General features: G+C 54.4%; 17 protein-coding genes. 5 read left to right on the top strand and 12 right to left on the bottom strand.

All coding sequences use genetic code 11. The annotated features are described in order from the left end of the window. Window positions 1–54 precede the first annotated feature (54 nt). Window positions 55–930, bottom strand: coding sequence for an SMP-30/gluconolactonase/LRE family protein (locus tag NYE24_RS07870; protein ID WP_235218566.1), 876 nt, complete (start codon window positions 928–930; stop codon window positions 55–57). 93 nt (window positions 931–1,023) lie between these two features. On the opposite strand from NYE24_RS07870, the gene NYE24_RS07875 reads away from it, so the two are divergent. Further along, the gene (locus NYE24_RS07875) at window positions 1,024–1,683 is read left to right on the top strand and encodes a GyrI-like domain-containing protein (protein WP_342478433.1); all 660 of its coding nucleotides are present in this window, start codon (window positions 1,024–1,026) and stop codon (window positions 1,681–1,683) included. 2 nt (window positions 1,684–1,685) lie between these two features. On the opposite strand, the gene NYE24_RS07880 is transcribed toward NYE24_RS07875, so the two are convergent. The 5 genes from NYE24_RS07880 to NYE24_RS07900 all read right to left on the bottom strand — a co-directional run bounded on the left by NYE24_RS07880 (window position 1,686) and on the right by NYE24_RS07900 (window position 6,119). Continuing rightward, window positions 1,686–2,351 carry a hypothetical protein gene (locus NYE24_RS07880; RefSeq protein ID WP_342478434.1) on the bottom strand — a complete coding sequence of 222 codons (666 nt, stop codon included), beginning with the start codon at window positions 2,349–2,351 and terminating at the stop codon, window positions 1,686–1,688. Beyond that, entirely contained in the window at window positions 2,344–3,030 is a 687-nt protein-coding gene (locus tag NYE24_RS07885; protein WP_051494026.1) for a hypothetical protein, read from the bottom strand. The genes NYE24_RS07880 and NYE24_RS07885 overlap by 8 nt, the downstream gene beginning before the upstream one ends. 33 nt (window positions 3,031–3,063) lie before the next feature. Further along, window positions 3,064–3,705: a DUF4004 family protein gene (locus NYE24_RS07890; RefSeq protein ID WP_036700777.1), complete on the bottom strand. Its 642-nt coding sequence runs from the start codon at window positions 3,703–3,705 to the stop codon at window positions 3,064–3,066. A 271-nt stretch (window positions 3,706–3,976) separates the two neighbouring features. After that, window positions 3,977–5,308, bottom strand: a complete 1,332-nt coding sequence (locus NYE24_RS07895; protein WP_036700776.1) for a VWA domain-containing protein — start codon at window positions 5,306–5,308, stop codon at window positions 3,977–3,979. 199 nt (window positions 5,309–5,507) lie between these two features. Continuing rightward, window positions 5,508–6,119: a 50S ribosomal protein L25 gene (locus NYE24_RS07900; protein ID WP_342478435.1), complete on the bottom strand. Its 612-nt coding sequence runs from the start codon at window positions 6,117–6,119 to the stop codon at window positions 5,508–5,510. 358 nt (window positions 6,120–6,477) lie between these two features. On the opposite strand from NYE24_RS07900, the gene NYE24_RS07905 reads away from it, so the two are divergent. After that, on the top strand, window positions 6,478–6,753 hold the full coding sequence (locus NYE24_RS07905) for a GNAT family N-acetyltransferase (protein WP_342478436.1): 276 nt from the start codon (window positions 6,478–6,480) through the stop codon (window positions 6,751–6,753). Window positions 6,754–6,765: 12 nt separating this feature from the next. Further along, window positions 6,766–7,623, top strand: coding sequence for a GNAT family N-acetyltransferase (locus tag NYE24_RS07910; RefSeq protein WP_076156761.1), 858 nt, complete (start codon window positions 6,766–6,768; stop codon window positions 7,621–7,623). 170 nt (window positions 7,624–7,793) lie between these two features. Here NYE24_RS07910 and NYE24_RS07915 read toward each other — a convergent pair whose 3' ends face one another. The 4 genes from NYE24_RS07915 to NYE24_RS07930 all read right to left on the bottom strand — a co-directional run bounded on the left by NYE24_RS07915 (window position 7,794) and on the right by NYE24_RS07930 (window position 10,575). After that, on the bottom strand, window positions 7,794–8,627 hold the full coding sequence (locus NYE24_RS07915; RefSeq protein WP_342478437.1) for a hypothetical protein: 834 nt from the start codon (window positions 8,625–8,627) through the stop codon (window positions 7,794–7,796). Continuing rightward, entirely contained in the window at window positions 8,576–9,028 is a 453-nt protein-coding gene (locus tag NYE24_RS07920) for a flavodoxin (protein WP_036700768.1), read from the bottom strand. Before NYE24_RS07920 ends, NYE24_RS07915 begins: the two co-directional genes overlap by 52 nt. Window positions 9,029–9,285: 257 nt before the next feature. Continuing rightward, entirely contained in the window at window positions 9,286–9,651 is a 366-nt protein-coding gene (locus NYE24_RS07925; protein WP_036700766.1) for a VOC family protein, read from the bottom strand. A 105-nt stretch (window positions 9,652–9,756) separates the two neighbouring features. Next, complete coding sequence (locus NYE24_RS07930; protein WP_342478438.1) at window positions 9,757–10,575, bottom strand: helix-turn-helix domain-containing protein; 819 nt, start codon at window positions 10,573–10,575, stop codon at window positions 9,757–9,759. A gap of 280 nt (window positions 10,576–10,855) precedes the next feature. Between NYE24_RS07930 and NYE24_RS07935 the strand changes: the two genes are divergently transcribed. Both NYE24_RS07935 and NYE24_RS07940 read left to right on the top strand, forming a co-directional pair. Continuing rightward, window positions 10,856–11,719 carry a class I SAM-dependent methyltransferase gene (locus NYE24_RS07935; protein ID WP_036700763.1) on the top strand — a complete coding sequence of 288 codons (864 nt, stop codon included), beginning with the start codon at window positions 10,856–10,858 and terminating at the stop codon, window positions 11,717–11,719. 3 nt (window positions 11,720–11,722) lie between these two features. Beyond that, window positions 11,723–12,469, top strand: a complete 747-nt coding sequence (locus tag NYE24_RS07940; protein WP_036700760.1) for an RluA family pseudouridine synthase — start codon at window positions 11,723–11,725, stop codon at window positions 12,467–12,469. Between the two features lie 51 nt (window positions 12,470–12,520). Here NYE24_RS07940 and NYE24_RS07945 read toward each other — a convergent pair whose 3' ends face one another. Both NYE24_RS07945 and gyrA read right to left on the bottom strand, forming a co-directional pair. Next, window positions 12,521–12,964, bottom strand: coding sequence for a MarR family transcriptional regulator (locus tag NYE24_RS07945; protein WP_036700758.1), 444 nt, complete (start codon window positions 12,962–12,964; stop codon window positions 12,521–12,523). A gap of 179 nt (window positions 12,965–13,143) precedes the next feature. Then, window positions 13,144–15,585: a DNA gyrase subunit A gene (gene gyrA, locus NYE24_RS07950; protein WP_036700755.1), complete on the bottom strand. Its 2,442-nt coding sequence runs from the start codon at window positions 15,583–15,585 to the stop codon at window positions 13,144–13,146. Window positions 15,586–15,818 lie beyond the last annotated feature (233 nt).

The raw sequence follows: 15,818 nt of genomic DNA on the forward strand, positions 1-15,818 counted from the left end.
TGCTATTAGGTGCTAGGCAAGACTACCCGCCCGACTTCTCTCCCGCTGTCCTCCCTAAAAAGCCGCCCGATTAGCCTCACGGCCCCTCACTCCCGGCTTGAACCGGAACAATCCGCCCGCCTGCGGCCAGCGTTCAAGCTCTTCTGCACTCATGTATCCGCATGCTGTAGTGATGTACAGCTCGTCCAGATTCTCGCCGCCGAATGTGCAGGAGGTTACGTAATGCGACGGAACCTCAATTCTCTCCAGTTGCTCGCCTGTATGGGGATTCCACCGCGAGATACAGCCCCCGCGCCAGTGGGCGACCCAGAGCATGCCTTCACTGTCGATCGTCATTCCATCCGGCCAGCCTTCGCCTTCCGCCAACTGGATGACCGTCCGGCGCCCGCTTACCGAGCCGTCTGCCAGCGAATAATCCATCACATCGATCCCCTTGGTCAACGTGTCAATGTAATACATGACCCCTAAGCTGTCGTTCCAGGCCAAGCCGTTGGAGATGCCGATTCCAGTCAACACCTGCCGGACCTTACCAGCGGATTCCATTACATACAGGCTGCCGTCTCTTCCCGCAAACCTTCTGTTCATCGAGCCGAACCACAACCGTCCACGGCTGTCGCATTTGGCATCATTCAGCCGGTTCCCGGGAATTCCGGACTCCACCACTGCCAGCAGCTCCACAGGCTGATGCTCCATATATCTGTAGATCCCGTCCTCCATCGTCAGAATCCAGCCGCCTCGCTCCGCCGGTACGGCTGCACTTACCTTTCGCTCAAAGGAATGAATATCATCTGTACCCTTGCCAGGGTCATAGAGATGTAATTCATTGCTGTCAACATCCATCCAATACAATCTGCCCTTCCTGTGATCCCAATGAGGACCTTCTCCGAGTGCCGCCTTCGCAGCAACCACGCATTCCATCGTTCCGCTCAATATAAACCCTCCTCGAATATATACTTTCTATGTACTACTGCCCCTCCAGCCTCCAACCTGACATACACCTGTCCGGTTCGCATGATATGCTAAATGCAGCACAATCCTATGAATGAGGTGACCCATATGAAGTTCGAATGGAGAAAACAAGACAAAGCCCTATACCTGCCTCCTGCCGAACCGGGACTGATTCAGGTACCCGCCTTCCCTTATTTCACCCTGCAGGGTGAAGGTAATCCCAACGGCAGCGCATTCGCGGAAGCAGTCGCTGTGCTGTATTCCTTATCCTACGCAGTCAAAATGCTGCCGAAAAAAGGCCCCGCACCCGAAGGCTACTACGACTACACCGTCTTCCCGCTGGAAGGGGTATGGGATCTCAGCGAAGCCGGACGCCGCTTAGCCGTTCTTGATAAGAACGAGCTGGTATACACCTTAATGATCCGCCAGCCGGATTTCATGACCCCGGCGCTGGCCGCTGTAGTCCTGGAGCAGGTCAAGCGCAGTAAGCCGCATCCGCTGCTGGACAAGGCTGTCTTCGCCCGCTGCGAAGACGGCCTCAGTGTACAAATGACGCATATCGGCTCCTATGATGATGAACCGCACAGCTTTACCAGAATGGAGCAGTTCTGCGCTGCCCAGGGACTGCTGCGGGAGTCTCTCCTGCACCGCGAAATCTATATCTCGGATGCCCGGCGTGCCAGCCCGGAGAAGCTGCGAACCGTGCTGCGGTTCAAGGCCGCCCGGCAGGATTAACGCTACATTTTCACCGTGTTCCGTACTATTGAGCTCTTATGAACCTCCAGCACCTCCCGGTACTCCACCGTCTCAATCTCGCAGCCGGGGCCGATCACAATACTTCCGCCCCGGACAGTCTGCGCCTGTGTATGCTGAAGCTCAATCTGATCCCCTTCGATCAGCCGGGCCGTGAAGCTCAGCTTCTTCCCGGGTCTGAGCAACGCGCCGGAACGGCTGCGCTTGATCGAGATCCTGCCGCCGCCGACCGTATCCGCTCTACAGGGGCCGAACAACGTCAGGTCGAGCTTCTCCGCATTGAGCAGTCCGCTGACCTCCAGGATTCCGGTAAGCTGCACCTGCTCTGCTTCACAATCGCCCGTAACTATAATCCCGCCGGTCAGCTTGATATCCTCAATCCGCAGCCCGCCGCCTGCCGTAAGCTCTCCTTGTCCGCGCAGGCTGGCTGCGTCCACCCTGCCCTTGACCTCACACTCTCCGGTGATTTTGATATCCTGCGCCCGAAGATTGCCCTTAATCGCAACCTCTCCGGTCTGCGCCAGCTTATGGCAATCCACATCTCCGCCAAAGGTACATTCTCCCGTCACCTTCACATCCTTAAAAACTCCGCCGACAGAGCTCGAAGTCCCAAGTATCTTCAGATCATGACGTTCTACCGCTTCATTCACCGATCTTCTCCTCCTCTCCCACCTGGGCACCGGGATGTACAGTCAGTCCCGATCTATACTCCACCCGGCCAATCGAGCAGCCCTCTCCGATAATAACCGTCCCGCCTCTAACTACATCTGCACTCGCGTATTCCAGATCTAGCGTATCGCCCTCGATGAGCTTGGCCCGCAGCCCGATTTTGAGCTTAGGAATCATCCCGCCTAATAGTCTGCCCCAGGCTGCATTGCCTTTTTTGCGGATCACCAGGCTCTCTACGCCAATCTCCCCCGCCTCAGACTGCCCCTGTAGCCCGAACTCAATCCGGCCCGCACTGAGCAGGCCCCCCACCGTGAATACCCCTTCACCGGTCAGCTCCTCCAGTTCACAATCGCCCTTCAGCTTCAGCATCCCGTCCATTACACAGCGCTCTCCCCGCAGACTACCCTCTGCATTCACCACTCCATTCAGCTTCATTTCACCAACCTGCAGATTGCCCTTCAGATTGAGGGTTCCGTTCATCTCCAGCTCATCGGCCGTGAGGTCGCCCTTCTGTTTCATCACGCCGTCGCAGCTATAGGTATGTGCGTGGAGCGCTCCGTTAATTTTACTGACGCCGTTGATATTCACGCTGTGATATCTGCCCCCGGCAGCCGTGTTGACCCCATCCATCACCAGATCCGGCAGTTCACTCTTCTCCATGGTCCAGCCTCCTCTAGTTTACTATTCCTTGCTCTATAAGCCGCCTTCACTCAAGCGCCCATTCAGTAGTTCCGCCAGATCGGCAGAACGAAGCCTGCTCACCACCCGTACCCCCTCATCGAAGGCCAACCCCGCGCCCGGCAATGCCATAATGAAGAAGCTAACCCCCATCTTCCGCACAAAAAACAGCTCCCACCCCTTCTCCCCGTATCCCGGCGCATGACTCTCCAGCGTCTGATAGAGCCGGTCTGCTTCCTCCCAGCTTAGCTCCCCCTTGCTGAGCAGACCATCTGCCGCGAATACATTCAGAATCTGCTCGAAGGTCAACGGTAAATCCTCAGCCTCCGGTCTACCGAACCGCTCCAGACTGCTAACCGTAACAATGTTACGTTCTTTTAGCTGGGATACGGTTAACCTTATTCTGTACGGGGATGCCGGCTCTGACAGCTTATCTGCCAATTCATCCAGGGAGAGATCATCCTTCTTTTGTAAAATATGCTGCACCCGCCCCAAAATCCGCGCACGCGGAAAAAAGGTTTCCTGTCCCGTAAAGGTAGATTTGCGGATGAACCATTCCTCAGGAATCAGCTGCTTCCGCTTCCAGCGGTACAATTGCCCGTAAGAGATTCCCGTCTCATCGAGCAGCTCTTTTTTGGAGATTAAATCCTCTTCCATATCACCACTCCTTGCATCTATCGTAACATAACACTGTTACGTTGTAAACTAACAAGCAGCCTGAAACTGCCCCCTCCTGTTCAAAGGCGACTTCTCCTCTCCACTCATGCACAAGTAGAAACGGCATAGCCGTCCTTTTAAAGGACGGTACCGTTTCAGCGAGAAATAGAAGGATAACTTATCGTGTGAAACATATAAATACTTATATTTTTAAAAAACAGGGCAGACCCCAGCCCTTCCCCGGCTTCGGATCTGCCCTCTATACTCCATTCTAAGAACGCACAACGCCCTTCTGCCGCGCTTCCCGCAGCCATTTCGGGTACTCGTTGAACAGCCGGTCATACAGGTCCTCATCGCTCACCTCGTCCAGATCATCCAGCGCGAAGAAGTCGGCATTATCCACATAACGGCCCTGCAGATCATCAAGCTCACGGAGTACGCCATAATCGGCATTGCCCAGCCCTACAAACTGCCAGAAGATATTATGCTTCGAGCTCTGGATCAGCAGCTTCGATATTTTGGGCGTCTCATAGATGCCCCCGTCGCTGAAGAACACCACATAGACCGGCAGGTCGCCCGGCTCCTCCTTCGTATATTTCTTGATCAGATCCGCCATAACCACCGGCTCGTTGTTCCCGATGCCCAGTCCCCCGAACATCTTCGGTCCCGGATAGGTCCGCTTCACATAATCCTCATAGCCGTGTTCATTCACGCTCGGCATTCTCTTACTCTTGGTGGCGAAGAACCAGACATCCAGCATCCCGTCATCATCCATCTTAGCCGCCACAGCCAGCACCCGTTCAAAAGCCCGCTGCACGACTCCCTTCGCATATAATTGCGCCATAGAGCCAGATGCATCGAACACCACGGCCACCCTTGCCTTCTCCTGGTCGAGATTCTTCTTGCGCAGTGAAATTCCAACCTGCTGCTTCAGAAGATCAATCTTCGTCAAATTCAGTGCTGGCCGGGGAGCCTCCTCCTGGACTGCATCCTTAGGGGGTCCGCTGTATGTAGCCGCTGCTTCGGTATGGCCTGATACCGGCCCAGCCTCTGCTCCGCTGCCGTTATCCGGCGCCTCGTCTTCTACCTCAACCCCGTGCGCTTCCGCCAGCGGCTTCAGTCCGCCATGGAAGCCCCGTCCGACCGCGCGCAGCTTGAAGCCCCCGCCGTGGCGGTACAGCTCTGCCAGCACGAGCGAGGTCTCGGCATTGCCTTCCACAATCTCATACACCAGCTCCGTGTCCTTCCCTGCCGCGCTGATCCTGCAACCTCTGACATCGGCGAAGGTTCCGGGGCCGTCCAGCGTAGCCGCGAAGACACATTTATCGATGCCCGAGGCGCTAAGCGCACTTAGATCAATTGCGAACTCCCCGCTGTATTTATCAATAGAATTGAATACGACCGTGTGCTTGGGGTCAGCCGGCTGATTATAAAAGATAAAGAAATCATCGGACGGTACCTTCCCGTTCTCGCCCACCATGAAGCAGCTGATATCCAGAATAGCCGGAGAACTGCTGCAGGATATCTTCACGGTTGCCTGGGTGGAAGCCTCGTCCAGCTTCGCATTGGAGCCGCTTACCAGCTTGATTATATTAGGATTCATGAATGCACTCTCCTACTCTCTCATATGTAATTCCAGGATGTACCAGATCGCGTTCTGCAAAAAGGAGCAGACCATTCCCTGCTAAGGATATGTCTGCTCCTGGTTGATCAAAGACTATGACTCTCCATACAGCCGTTATCTCAGGCTATCTGCGGAGTGCTCTGCTTATAGCGATTCGATGGCTGCAGCCAGAAAAGTCTTATTCTTCAGACTTCTCAGCTTCGGCTGCTCCCTCGGCTGGAGCGACAGCAGCTTCATCAGCCGGCTCTTCCATCACGAGCGGAGGCGAGATCCGTACAATCAACGTATCTTCAGGGGTAAGAATCTCCCAGCCTTCATGCTTCGGCAGATCGGATACCAGCAATTGATCACCGATCTCCAGGCTGCTAATATCTACATCAAAGGAAGCTTCCAGCTTGTCCGGCAGGGTACGGATGTCCAGCTCATACAGCTCGATCTGCTGCACGCCGCCGCTCTTGACGCCGGCAGGGTCACCGGTGAAGTTGAAGGCTACCTTGGTATCCAGCTCCGCCTTCATATCAATCTGCTGCAAATCTACATGAAGCAGTGTACGGGATAACGGCTGGCGCTGCACTTCCTGAATAACTGCATTCTTCGAGCCGGAGCCCGGGAATTCGACCTTCAGGATGGCACGCGGGTTTTTGCCGAGAATATCATTAAGTGTTTTGGCATCTGCTGAGAAGGACTGGGTATCTGAACCTGCACCGTATACTACAACCGGTACAAAACCTTTACTGCGCTGGGAAGAATTCGATCCGGATCTTTCAGTCAAGCGTACTGTGGTATTCATGATATTTCCTCCTAATAGTTTTTTGAGCGCTACGCCCTTCGTTCGTAAAGCCGGGCAAATCGCCCGGGGGCGGCGTACGCCAAGTAGTGTCAGCATAGCTGCAATAAAAAACAAGACCAATTAGCCCTTATGTCTAATCAGTCTCTTATTAACCATATTTGCCTGCTATGGAATCAGTATAGCACCGGGAAATAAACAAGTCAAAATAGGGTATTTTTCAAATCCAATCCATATTTAAAAATGATTATGCTAAATAACAGACTAAAAATGGCCTCCGGTGCCGCTCTTCTCCTTTCTCGCTTTTTGCAGCACAGGGTAGTAAAATAAAAGCACTATATCCTGAATGGAGTGAAGATACATGGAACTGATTCCTAAGGGAGAAGGACGTTTCTATATCGCTGGTGACGGAAAAGACCTGGCCGAGATTACATACAGAACCGAAGAGAACACAGGGAATTTGGTGATTGATCATACCTTTGTCTCCGAAGATCTGCGCGGCCAGGGTGCGGGAGAGAAGCTTGTTCGGGCGGTTGTAGACCTGGCCCGTGAGCAGAATGTCAAGATTGTACCGGTGTGCCCGTATGCGGCCCATCAATTCGAGAAGCACACGGAATACAAGGATGTGCTCAAATAGGAGGAAGATCGTTTGACGAATACAGATACACTGACACAGATTGAAGAGCTGCAGCGGCGCTGCGAGCAATATGAGGGCATTGCCTTGAAGCTGAACTGGGACATGCTTCGGCATCCCGGAGAAGCAGGCGGTGCGCAATACCTGGTGACCTATGACAATGATGTGCTGACCGGATTCATCGGCCTGTACGGGATCAGCGGTGATATGGAGGTCTGCGGTATGGTCCGGCCGGGCTACCGCCGCCGGGGGATCTTCAGCTCCCTCTGGAAGCAGGCAGAGACCATCATCCGGCAGGACAAAGTGAAGACACTGCTGCTGAACACCCCTGCGGCTTCGGCTTCAGGCAATGCCTATCTGAAGACCTTGCCGGTTGCCCTCAGCCATTCGGAGTTTCAGATGAAATGGGAGGGTAAGGGCAGCAAAGTCAGAGCCTCAGAGGTCAGTTCAGCCTCCGGCAATGTGCTGCTCCGGCCTGCTCGCCCTGAGGAGACGCCTCTGCTCATCGCCTTCGACTGCGACGGATTCCAGATGACCGAAGAGGACGCCGCTGAAATGTATGAGCTAAATGAACAGGAAGGCTCACAGGAGCACATTATCATTGAGCTAAGCGGCCAGCCCGCCGGGAAAATGCGCCTGTGGTCCGAGGACAACGAGACCTGGATCTACGGATTTGTGGTGGACAAAAAGCTGCGCGGTCTCGGCATCGGCCGGAGTGCCCTCCAGCAGACCATCGAGCGGGAGCAGCGGAATTATAACGGAGTGAATCTGGAGGTTGCGCTGGATAACCCGAATGCGCTGAAGCTCTATGAGAGCTGCGGATTCGTCGTGCTTAACCAGCAGGATTATTACACCTTTCCTTTAAACAGTTAGCCTCGCAGCGATTATTTCAAGAAGCATACATTGGGCCCATATACCTGCGCGCGAGCACAATGTATGCTGTTTTTCGCATACAATTCCTAAACAAGCAAAAAGCATCCCCTCACGGTCAAATGACCCGGAAGGAGATGCTTTTTGTGTCGTCTTCATTTCAGCGTCTGCTTCTACATCAGTCCATAGCCCCGCACCTGGGCTTCATCCCGGTCACTGCGGCGGTTGCTGCATTTCACGCAGCCTGCTGCCTGCTCTTCCCGCTCCAGGAAGACAGACAGCAAGCGCACATAATCCAGCGATTCCTGCAGGGGCATGTCTGCCCCGTCATACAGCTGCCTGCGGCCATCCAGCAGCGAGTAGATGGCGATCGTCTCCGCCGGCTTCCCGTAAGCCTTATGGCAGAATACATTCGCCATATGCAGAAATCCGGTAATCACCTGCTGGTCAGCGTGTACCATGAATTTCTGGATATTCAGACTGCGTCCCGTAAGCTCCGAATTCCAGGCCAGCTGAAAAATCACCGCCAGCTCAATCTCAAGCTCCCGGACAGGAACATGCCACTGCTCGAAACGCATCACCGGAATCTCCCGGGCGAAACTGCCCGTGACAATCCGCATCAACTCATCGGCCACTGCCTGCTTGACATCCCAGTATTGCATTAGGGAAGGAAAAGCGTTGCCCTTCGGCGGCCAGCGGCGCTCCAGCAGAAACTGGACCGGCGTCTCCCGGCGCACCTCGGGCCGGAGACTGTAGAAGTCATTAAGCGTATGTCCGACTGCATATTGAACCTGCTGTCTCCAGCGGGGAAGGCCGGTAGCAGGAGCTCCGCTGCCGGCCACCTCGGCCCCGCCCAGCATGATGTGCTCCATGCGGTAATCATTCAGGCGTCTATACCGGCCAGCTTCAGTATCCGGCTTCGTTCCTGTGAAGTCTCCTGCCGCCGCGCCCATCCTTAAGAGACCGCCGCGCAGGTCTCGATGAACTGGCGCCCGTAGGTGCGGCAAGCCTCTTTCTCCGCTGCATTCGGACCGTATTCAATCTTCAGGCTGGGCTGCACAATCTCGGCTCCGCGCTCCTTCAGCTTCTCTTCAATCTGATCCACCGCTCCGCAGTAGATCTCGTACCCGGTATCTCCGCTTCCGAAGGCCGCCGCCTTACAGGCGCTAAGATCAAGCCCATCCAGCTCTTCATAGAAATCCAGGAATTCATCCGGCAGCTCGCCGTCTCCCCATGTGTATGCTCCCAGCAGTACAGCCTCATAAGCTTTTATCTCATCCGCATTACAGTCGGTGACCGATTTCAGTACCGCCTCTCCGCCTGCCGCGCGTATTCCTTCCACGATCAGTTCAGCGATTTCCTCCGTATTGCCAGTTAAGCTGGCATATGCCACTAGCACTTTAGCCATGACTTTAATCCTCCCAAGGTACAAATGAAATTATTCTCTATATCCGGTCTCCTAAGCCAACCTCGTCTTGCTTACTTCACGCTGTGCTAATCTCATTCTATTTGATAATGATTATCATTGTCAACAATTAAAAAGCGCTTCTGCTCTTATCCTGGTCATCCTTCCCGCACAACACAAACAGCGCCAGCTCAGGACATAACTGCTGCCCGGAGCTGACGCTGCTCATTATTGCTATTGTCATATGAAGTGTGGAACGATTAATACCCGCCTTCCAGCAAGGTAATTGCGTTGCCGTCGGGATCACGGAAATTCATCTCTTTACCGCCGTACTCCATGGTTGCCGGAGGCTGGCAATCCAGTCCTTTCGCCTTCAGCTGCTCGTACGTTTCATCCAGACTCCCGCAGGAGAATACCAAATTAACGGTTCCGGTAGTAAGGTTCTCCCACTTGTCAGCGTTCCATATAATGATGCCGGGCTGGCTGGCGTCTATCGCAATTTTGGCCCCGCCAGCTTCTCCATAGCCCTCGAATGGAACAGGAATGCCGAGTACCTCCGAGTAGAATGCTACCAGAGCTGCGGGGTCTTTACTGTACAGATTGATGCCGTCAAATGTTGTGATCATAATGATATCCTTCCCTTCATTGCTTGTGATGTGATCGGGCTGGTGTCAGCCGTTCTATGCTCATTGTACTTCTGCCTGCATGGCTTGTATTGCAAAAAAGCGACATCAGCTCCGGGCATGGCTCAGCGCATCCAGCGGGGTCTTGCCTGCGAATTTCTTGAAGTTGTTGATCAAATGCGACTGATGGCTGTACCCGTAGGTGAACACTAGATCCTGCATTACACCTTGGGTCTGCTCAGAACGGTACAGATCCAGCCAGACATTCTGGAAGCGGATCAGATCGGCCACTTTTTTGGGCGGAAGACCTATATGCTGCCGGAACAGCCGTTCAAGCTGGCGGCTGCTTAAGCCCGAGCTGCTCTCCAGTGCCCCTGCCGTCATGATCCCGCGTGAAGTAAGCAGCCTATGAACCGCGTTCATCATCCCGTCACTGCTCCGATTTCCCCGTTCCAGTCTACGCAGAAGGAAGACTTCAGCAGCAGCAATGCGCTCAGTCATTGTACGGATATGCTGGAGCCTGTCTCCCAGTTCCTTACGGAAGGTCCGGAAATAATGCTCTACCGGAACATGCACATTCAGTACCTCTGTCAGCGGCTCGTCTGCGAAGAGATGAACAGCCCAGAAATGAAACCGGATAGCGAAACGCTGCGCCGACATAGGCTGTGCTGCTTGTCCTGTCTCGAACGGACTGTCATTAATCCCGCAAAAAATACCGCCCGACTCCCCTGTCCGCTCATCCCATTCCCATATAATATCCATGCAACTGTCAGGTATAACGGTCTCCGTCCGCTGCGGCGGCGGGGGCTGTGCTCCTGATTCCCAGAAGCAGCGGATATACGGCTGAAGCAGCCTGCCCGGCAGATACTCGCCGCCCCCGGCCGGATTGGCTGTAATCGGATGATACAGCGCCGAAAGATTATACAACTGAGTGCAGCCTCCTTCCCTTGCTGTAACCTTGTATTCAGATCATACACAATCCCTGTACGAAGCGCCAGAACGCCAGCTTTTCGATGGAATAAGCGCTCTGCTTATCGAATGATTATCTTGTAAACGGATCTGTCCTGCATTTCCTGGTAATATTATACGCCTGCTGCTTGTTGGCTACACTGGGAATAGTCGCAGCTTTGCAACCATTTTGTTTGTAGCTGCGGGCTTAAATGTTGTACAATAAAGGCTAAATGACTTTTTGAAGGATGGATTAATAATGTATATAGCCAGTGATTGGAAAGACTATGAAGTGATCGATACCGGGGGCGGGGAGAAGCTCGAACGCTGGGGCGATATTATCCTGCGCCGGCCGGACCCGCAGATCATCTGGCCGCTGGCCAGCGAGAGCGCCAAATGGCGGGATGTGCACGGACATTATCACCGCAGCTCCGCCGGAGGCGGACAGTGGGAGATGAAGAAGACGATACCGGAGGACTGGAAAATCAGCTACGGCAAGCTGAAGTTCAACCTCCGCCCGACGAACTTCAAGCACACCGGGCTGTTCCCGGAGCAGGCGGCCAACTGGCGCTGGATGATGGACAAGATCGCAGCGGCTAACCGCCCGATCTCCGTCCTCAACCTGTTCGCATATACCGGCGGAGCCACTGTTGCGGCAGCAAGTGCCGGAGCCTCCGTCGTGCATGTTGATGCGGCCAAAGGAATGGTGCAATGGGCCAAGGAGAATGTAGCCCTGTCCGGTCTTGCTGACAAGCCGCTCCGCTTCATTACCGATGATGTATTCAAATTCGTCCAGCGCGAACAGCGCCGCGGCAGCAAATACGATGCTATTATTATGGACCCTCCGTCCTACGGAAGAGGGCCGGGCGGAGAAATGTGGAAGCTCGAATCCAGTCTCTATCCCTTCCTGGAGAGCTGCATGGAGATAATGAGCGACCGTCCGTTATTCATGCTGATTAACTCCTACACGACCGGTATCTCGCCAACCGTACTGCGCAACATGCTGTCGATGACCATGGGTAAGCGCTATGGCGGCAAGCTGAATTCCGGTGAGATCGGCTTGCCGATTACAGCCTCCGGCATGAATCTGCCTTGCGGAATTCTGGGCCGCTGGGAGGCGTAAGCCATGACCGGAACGAATAACGGTACAGCAGGAGAGTCCGGCAGCAGCCCCTCCCGGTTCGAGATTCTCTATGAGGACAACCATCTGCTAGGCATTGTTAAGCCGGTCAACATTCCCGTTCAGGAGGATGCTACAGGCGACCCGGATCTCCTGACCCTGCTGAAGGAAGATGTGAAGGAACGCTACGCGAAGCCGGGCAACGTCTTCATGGGACTGGTTCACCGGCTTGACCGGCCTGTAGGCGGGGCGATGATCTTCGCCAAGACCTCGAAGGCAGCCTCCCGGCTATCTGCGAGTGTCCGCACCCATGCCTTCCAGAAGGTGTATCTGACAGTGGTGCATGGTCAGCTTCCGGGCGCAGAGGGCCGGCTGGAGCATACGCTGCTGAAGGACCCTAAGAGCAATACCGTCCAGGCTGTCCGGGAGGGGACGCCGGGCGGCAAGCAAGCCATCCTTGATTATACCGTGATCGGTACCGCAGAAGGCTATTCTCTGGTGAGGATTGACCTGCTGACCGGCCGCTCCCACCAGATCCGCGTTCAGCTCAGCAACATTGGCTGTCCGCTCTATGGAGATCAGAAGTACGGCGCGGCCGTGAACAGACCGGGACAGCAGATTGCCTTATGGTCCGCTCTCACCCGGTTCCCGCATCCGGTGACCAAAGAGGAAGTGGAGCTGCTCTCCCTGCCTCCCCGGTCCTATCCCTGGAATCTATGGACTCCGCAAATTCAAAAGCAGGCTATCCTTTAACGGACAGCCTGCTTTTTTACATTATTAAATGAATAGGTTCTCAGTTGGTGCTTATACGGACTGTACCGAAGCTGCGGCGTCCACTGCCGGGGCAACCGCCATCTTTCCCATAAGGTAGAGCAGCAGCTGCTGGTTATGGGAGGAAATGGGGTCCAGCGCTTCTGCAAAAAAGTCACTGCGGACCTTCAGTCCGCGCAGCGTCTCCTGCTGGCCTGTCTCGGTGATGCTCACCCAGACAATTCTGCGGTCCGCGGCATCGCGTTCACGAACAATCAGATTATGCTTCTCCATCCGGTCAAGCAGCATCGTCACGGCCGCCGGGCTGGTCGCCAGATGAGGGGCCAAATCAGAAGGCTTCATCGCATCACGCTCCTGCAGCAATTCCAGTACGGTTAGCTGGGCATCAGTCAGTGTAGGGGCAAGCTTGCTGTCCATATGTAGCTTATAGTCCTTTAATATCTTATGCCAGATTTTACTGAATTCAGTGGAGTGCACACTTATTCCTTCCTTTCCTGCGGATCTCTATCCGGTATATTAACTTTTTCGCCAGAAAAATTCCAAATCCTTCAAGGACGAAAAATAAAATCTTATCTGCAACTGTTGCCCCCAAATTAAAAGCGCAGGCAACCCGTTAATCCTGAGCTGCCCGCACCATTCCATGCGGTCTTATATTCTTACTTGACGGCCTGAAAAAGAATAGAGATCTCGTCCTTCTTCTCGACAGCAACCAGCTGCTTGCCTGTAGAACGGCGCTCAGCAATCGGTGCCGACTCGGAGGAGAACGAATGTACAACGCCGCTCTGGGTGATAGCGGTCAGCTCCAGCGGCTCCTTGCAATAGAATGCGCCTGCCAGCCTGCTGCCATTCGGGCGGACACGCTTGCCTTCCTTGAACTCGAAGGTTGGCATCCCTTTGCCTCCGCGGCTCTGGGAAGGATAATCCACCATCAGGGAACGCTTGGCATAGCCGATGTCGGATATAGCCAGAATCTCGCCTTCATCCTCACTGACCCAGAAGCAGGAGACCACTTCATCTCCTTCACGGAGCTGTATTCCCCTAACTCCTGTGGCCACCCGGCCCATAGGATTCACTTCATTCTCACGGAAACGGATGCTCATACCGTCACGGGTAACCAGCACGATGTCCTTGTCACCCCTGCTCTGCGCGACTGTAATGATCTCATCGCCTTCGGCCACCTTGCAGGCGGCAACGGCTCCGGAACGGCTTGTAGAGTACTCCTTAAGCTCTGTACGCTTCACCTGGCCCTTGCGGGTGATGAAGACCAGACTTGCCTGCGGATCCTCCAGGTTGCCGACTGGCAGCACACTGACGACACCGTCTCCCTTCGCCAGTCCGAGCACGTTAACGATGGCCGTCCCCGGATCTTTCCATTTGAACTCTGGAATCTGATGAACGGGAAGCAGGAAGTATTGACCCTTGCGGGTGAAGACCAGCAGGCTCTCCCGGGTATTCAGATCCAGCAGCTTGACGATATGATCGCCATCCTTCACACCTGAAGAGTGGCGCTCCCCGCCCGAACGGGTGAATGACAGCATACCGGTCCGCTTGATATAACCGTCCGCAGAGAGTGCAACCAGCACATCCTCCGCATTAACCAGAACCTCCATGTTGACCTTAAGCTCCTCTACCTCTCCCTGAATCAGGGAACGGCGGTCGATTCCGTATTTGTCACGGATCTCCAGCAGCTCCTTGCGGATAACGGTAATCAGCTTCTTGTCGCTATCCAGAATCCCCTGAAGCACAGCAATCCGGGCCAGCATCTCATCCAGTTCCTTCTGAAGGGAGTTAATCTCCAGATTAGTGAGGCGGTAGAGCTGCAAGGTAAGGATGGAATCCGCCTGCCGTTCGCTGAAGCCAAACATCCATACCAGATTATTCTGGGCATCCTGACGGTTCTTCGAAGCCTTGATGGCAGCGATGACTTCATCCAGAATATTCAGCGCCTTGACCAGTCCCTCCAGGACATGGGCACGGTCCTCCGCCCGTTCCAGATCGAACCGGGTACGGTGGGTGACCACTTCACGCTGATGGGCAATGTAGGCTTCAAGGATCGCTTTGAGCCCCAGCTGCTGCGGAGCCTTATTAACTATGGCAACCATATTGAAGTTGTAGGTGACTTGGAGGTCGGTTTTTTTGAGCAGGTAGGCTAAGACGCCTTGTGCATCTGCCTCCTTCTTCAGCTCCACCACGATGCGCAGGCCCTCACGGCCGCTCTCATCGCGGACCTCGGCGATTCCTTCGATTTTTTTCTCCAGACGGATGTTCTCCATGGAGGTCACCAGCCGTGACTTCACGATCTGGAAAGGCACCTCGGTGATTACGATCTGCTGCTTCCCGCCGCGCAGGTTCTCAATCTCCGTCTTGGAACGCAGATAGATACGGCCTTTACCGCTTCGGTAAGCATCCATAATGCCGTCTCCGCCCATAATGGTTCCGCCTGTCGGGAAATCCGGCCCTTTGATGAAGGTCATGATATCCTCCAGTGCAATGTCCGGCTTCTGCATGACAGCAATACAAGCGTCAATGACTTCCCGCAGGTTATGCGGGGGAATCTCCGTGGCGAATCCGGCTGAGATCCCGCTGGTCCCGTTCACCAGCAGGTTCGGATAACGGGAGGGAACCACCACCGGCTCCTTGGCCGTATTATCGAAGTTGTCCTTGAACAGAACGGTGCGCTTCTCAATATCGCGCATCATCTCCATGGCAATCGGAGACAGACGCGCTTCTGTGTAACGCATTGCCGCTGCCGGGTCATCATCCATGGAACCCCAGTTGCCATGTCCATCTACCAGCACATGCCCCATCTTCCACGGCTGTGCCATCCGCACCATCCCGTCGTAGATCGAGGAGTCCCCGTGGGGATGGTAGTTACCCATGACATCACCGACGGTTTTGGCTGACTTGCGGTATGGCTTATCCGGCGTATTGCCGGAATCGTACATGGCATACAGAATCCGGCGCTGCACGGGCTTCAGCCCGTCGCGCACATCGGGGATCGCCCGGTCCTGAATGATATATTTGGAATACCGGCCAAACCGGTCACCGACGACCTCTTCCAGAAAAGCCGGCAAAAATTGCTCTGATAAACTGCTCATATCCTCTTCACCTTCTGTTCCTCATTCTGTCCGCTTTTTTAAAGATTGATGATCTAACCGCTGCGCTCTTGCGTTATTAAATTCAAAAACCAAACAATATTTTGATAACAGGTAAGACCGTAACTGCGGTGATTTTGGACTTCCGGCCGCTGTTGTCTCCAGATTTTCTGATTTAGAACCGCTGATCGCGGTAAAAATCCGGAGACAAAGGCGGACGCTGACGCTCCTACAGT

This window comes from Paenibacillus sp. FSL H7-0350, assembly GCF_038593195.1.
Lineage (GTDB): Bacteria > Bacillota > Bacilli > Paenibacillales > Paenibacillaceae > Paenibacillus_AQ.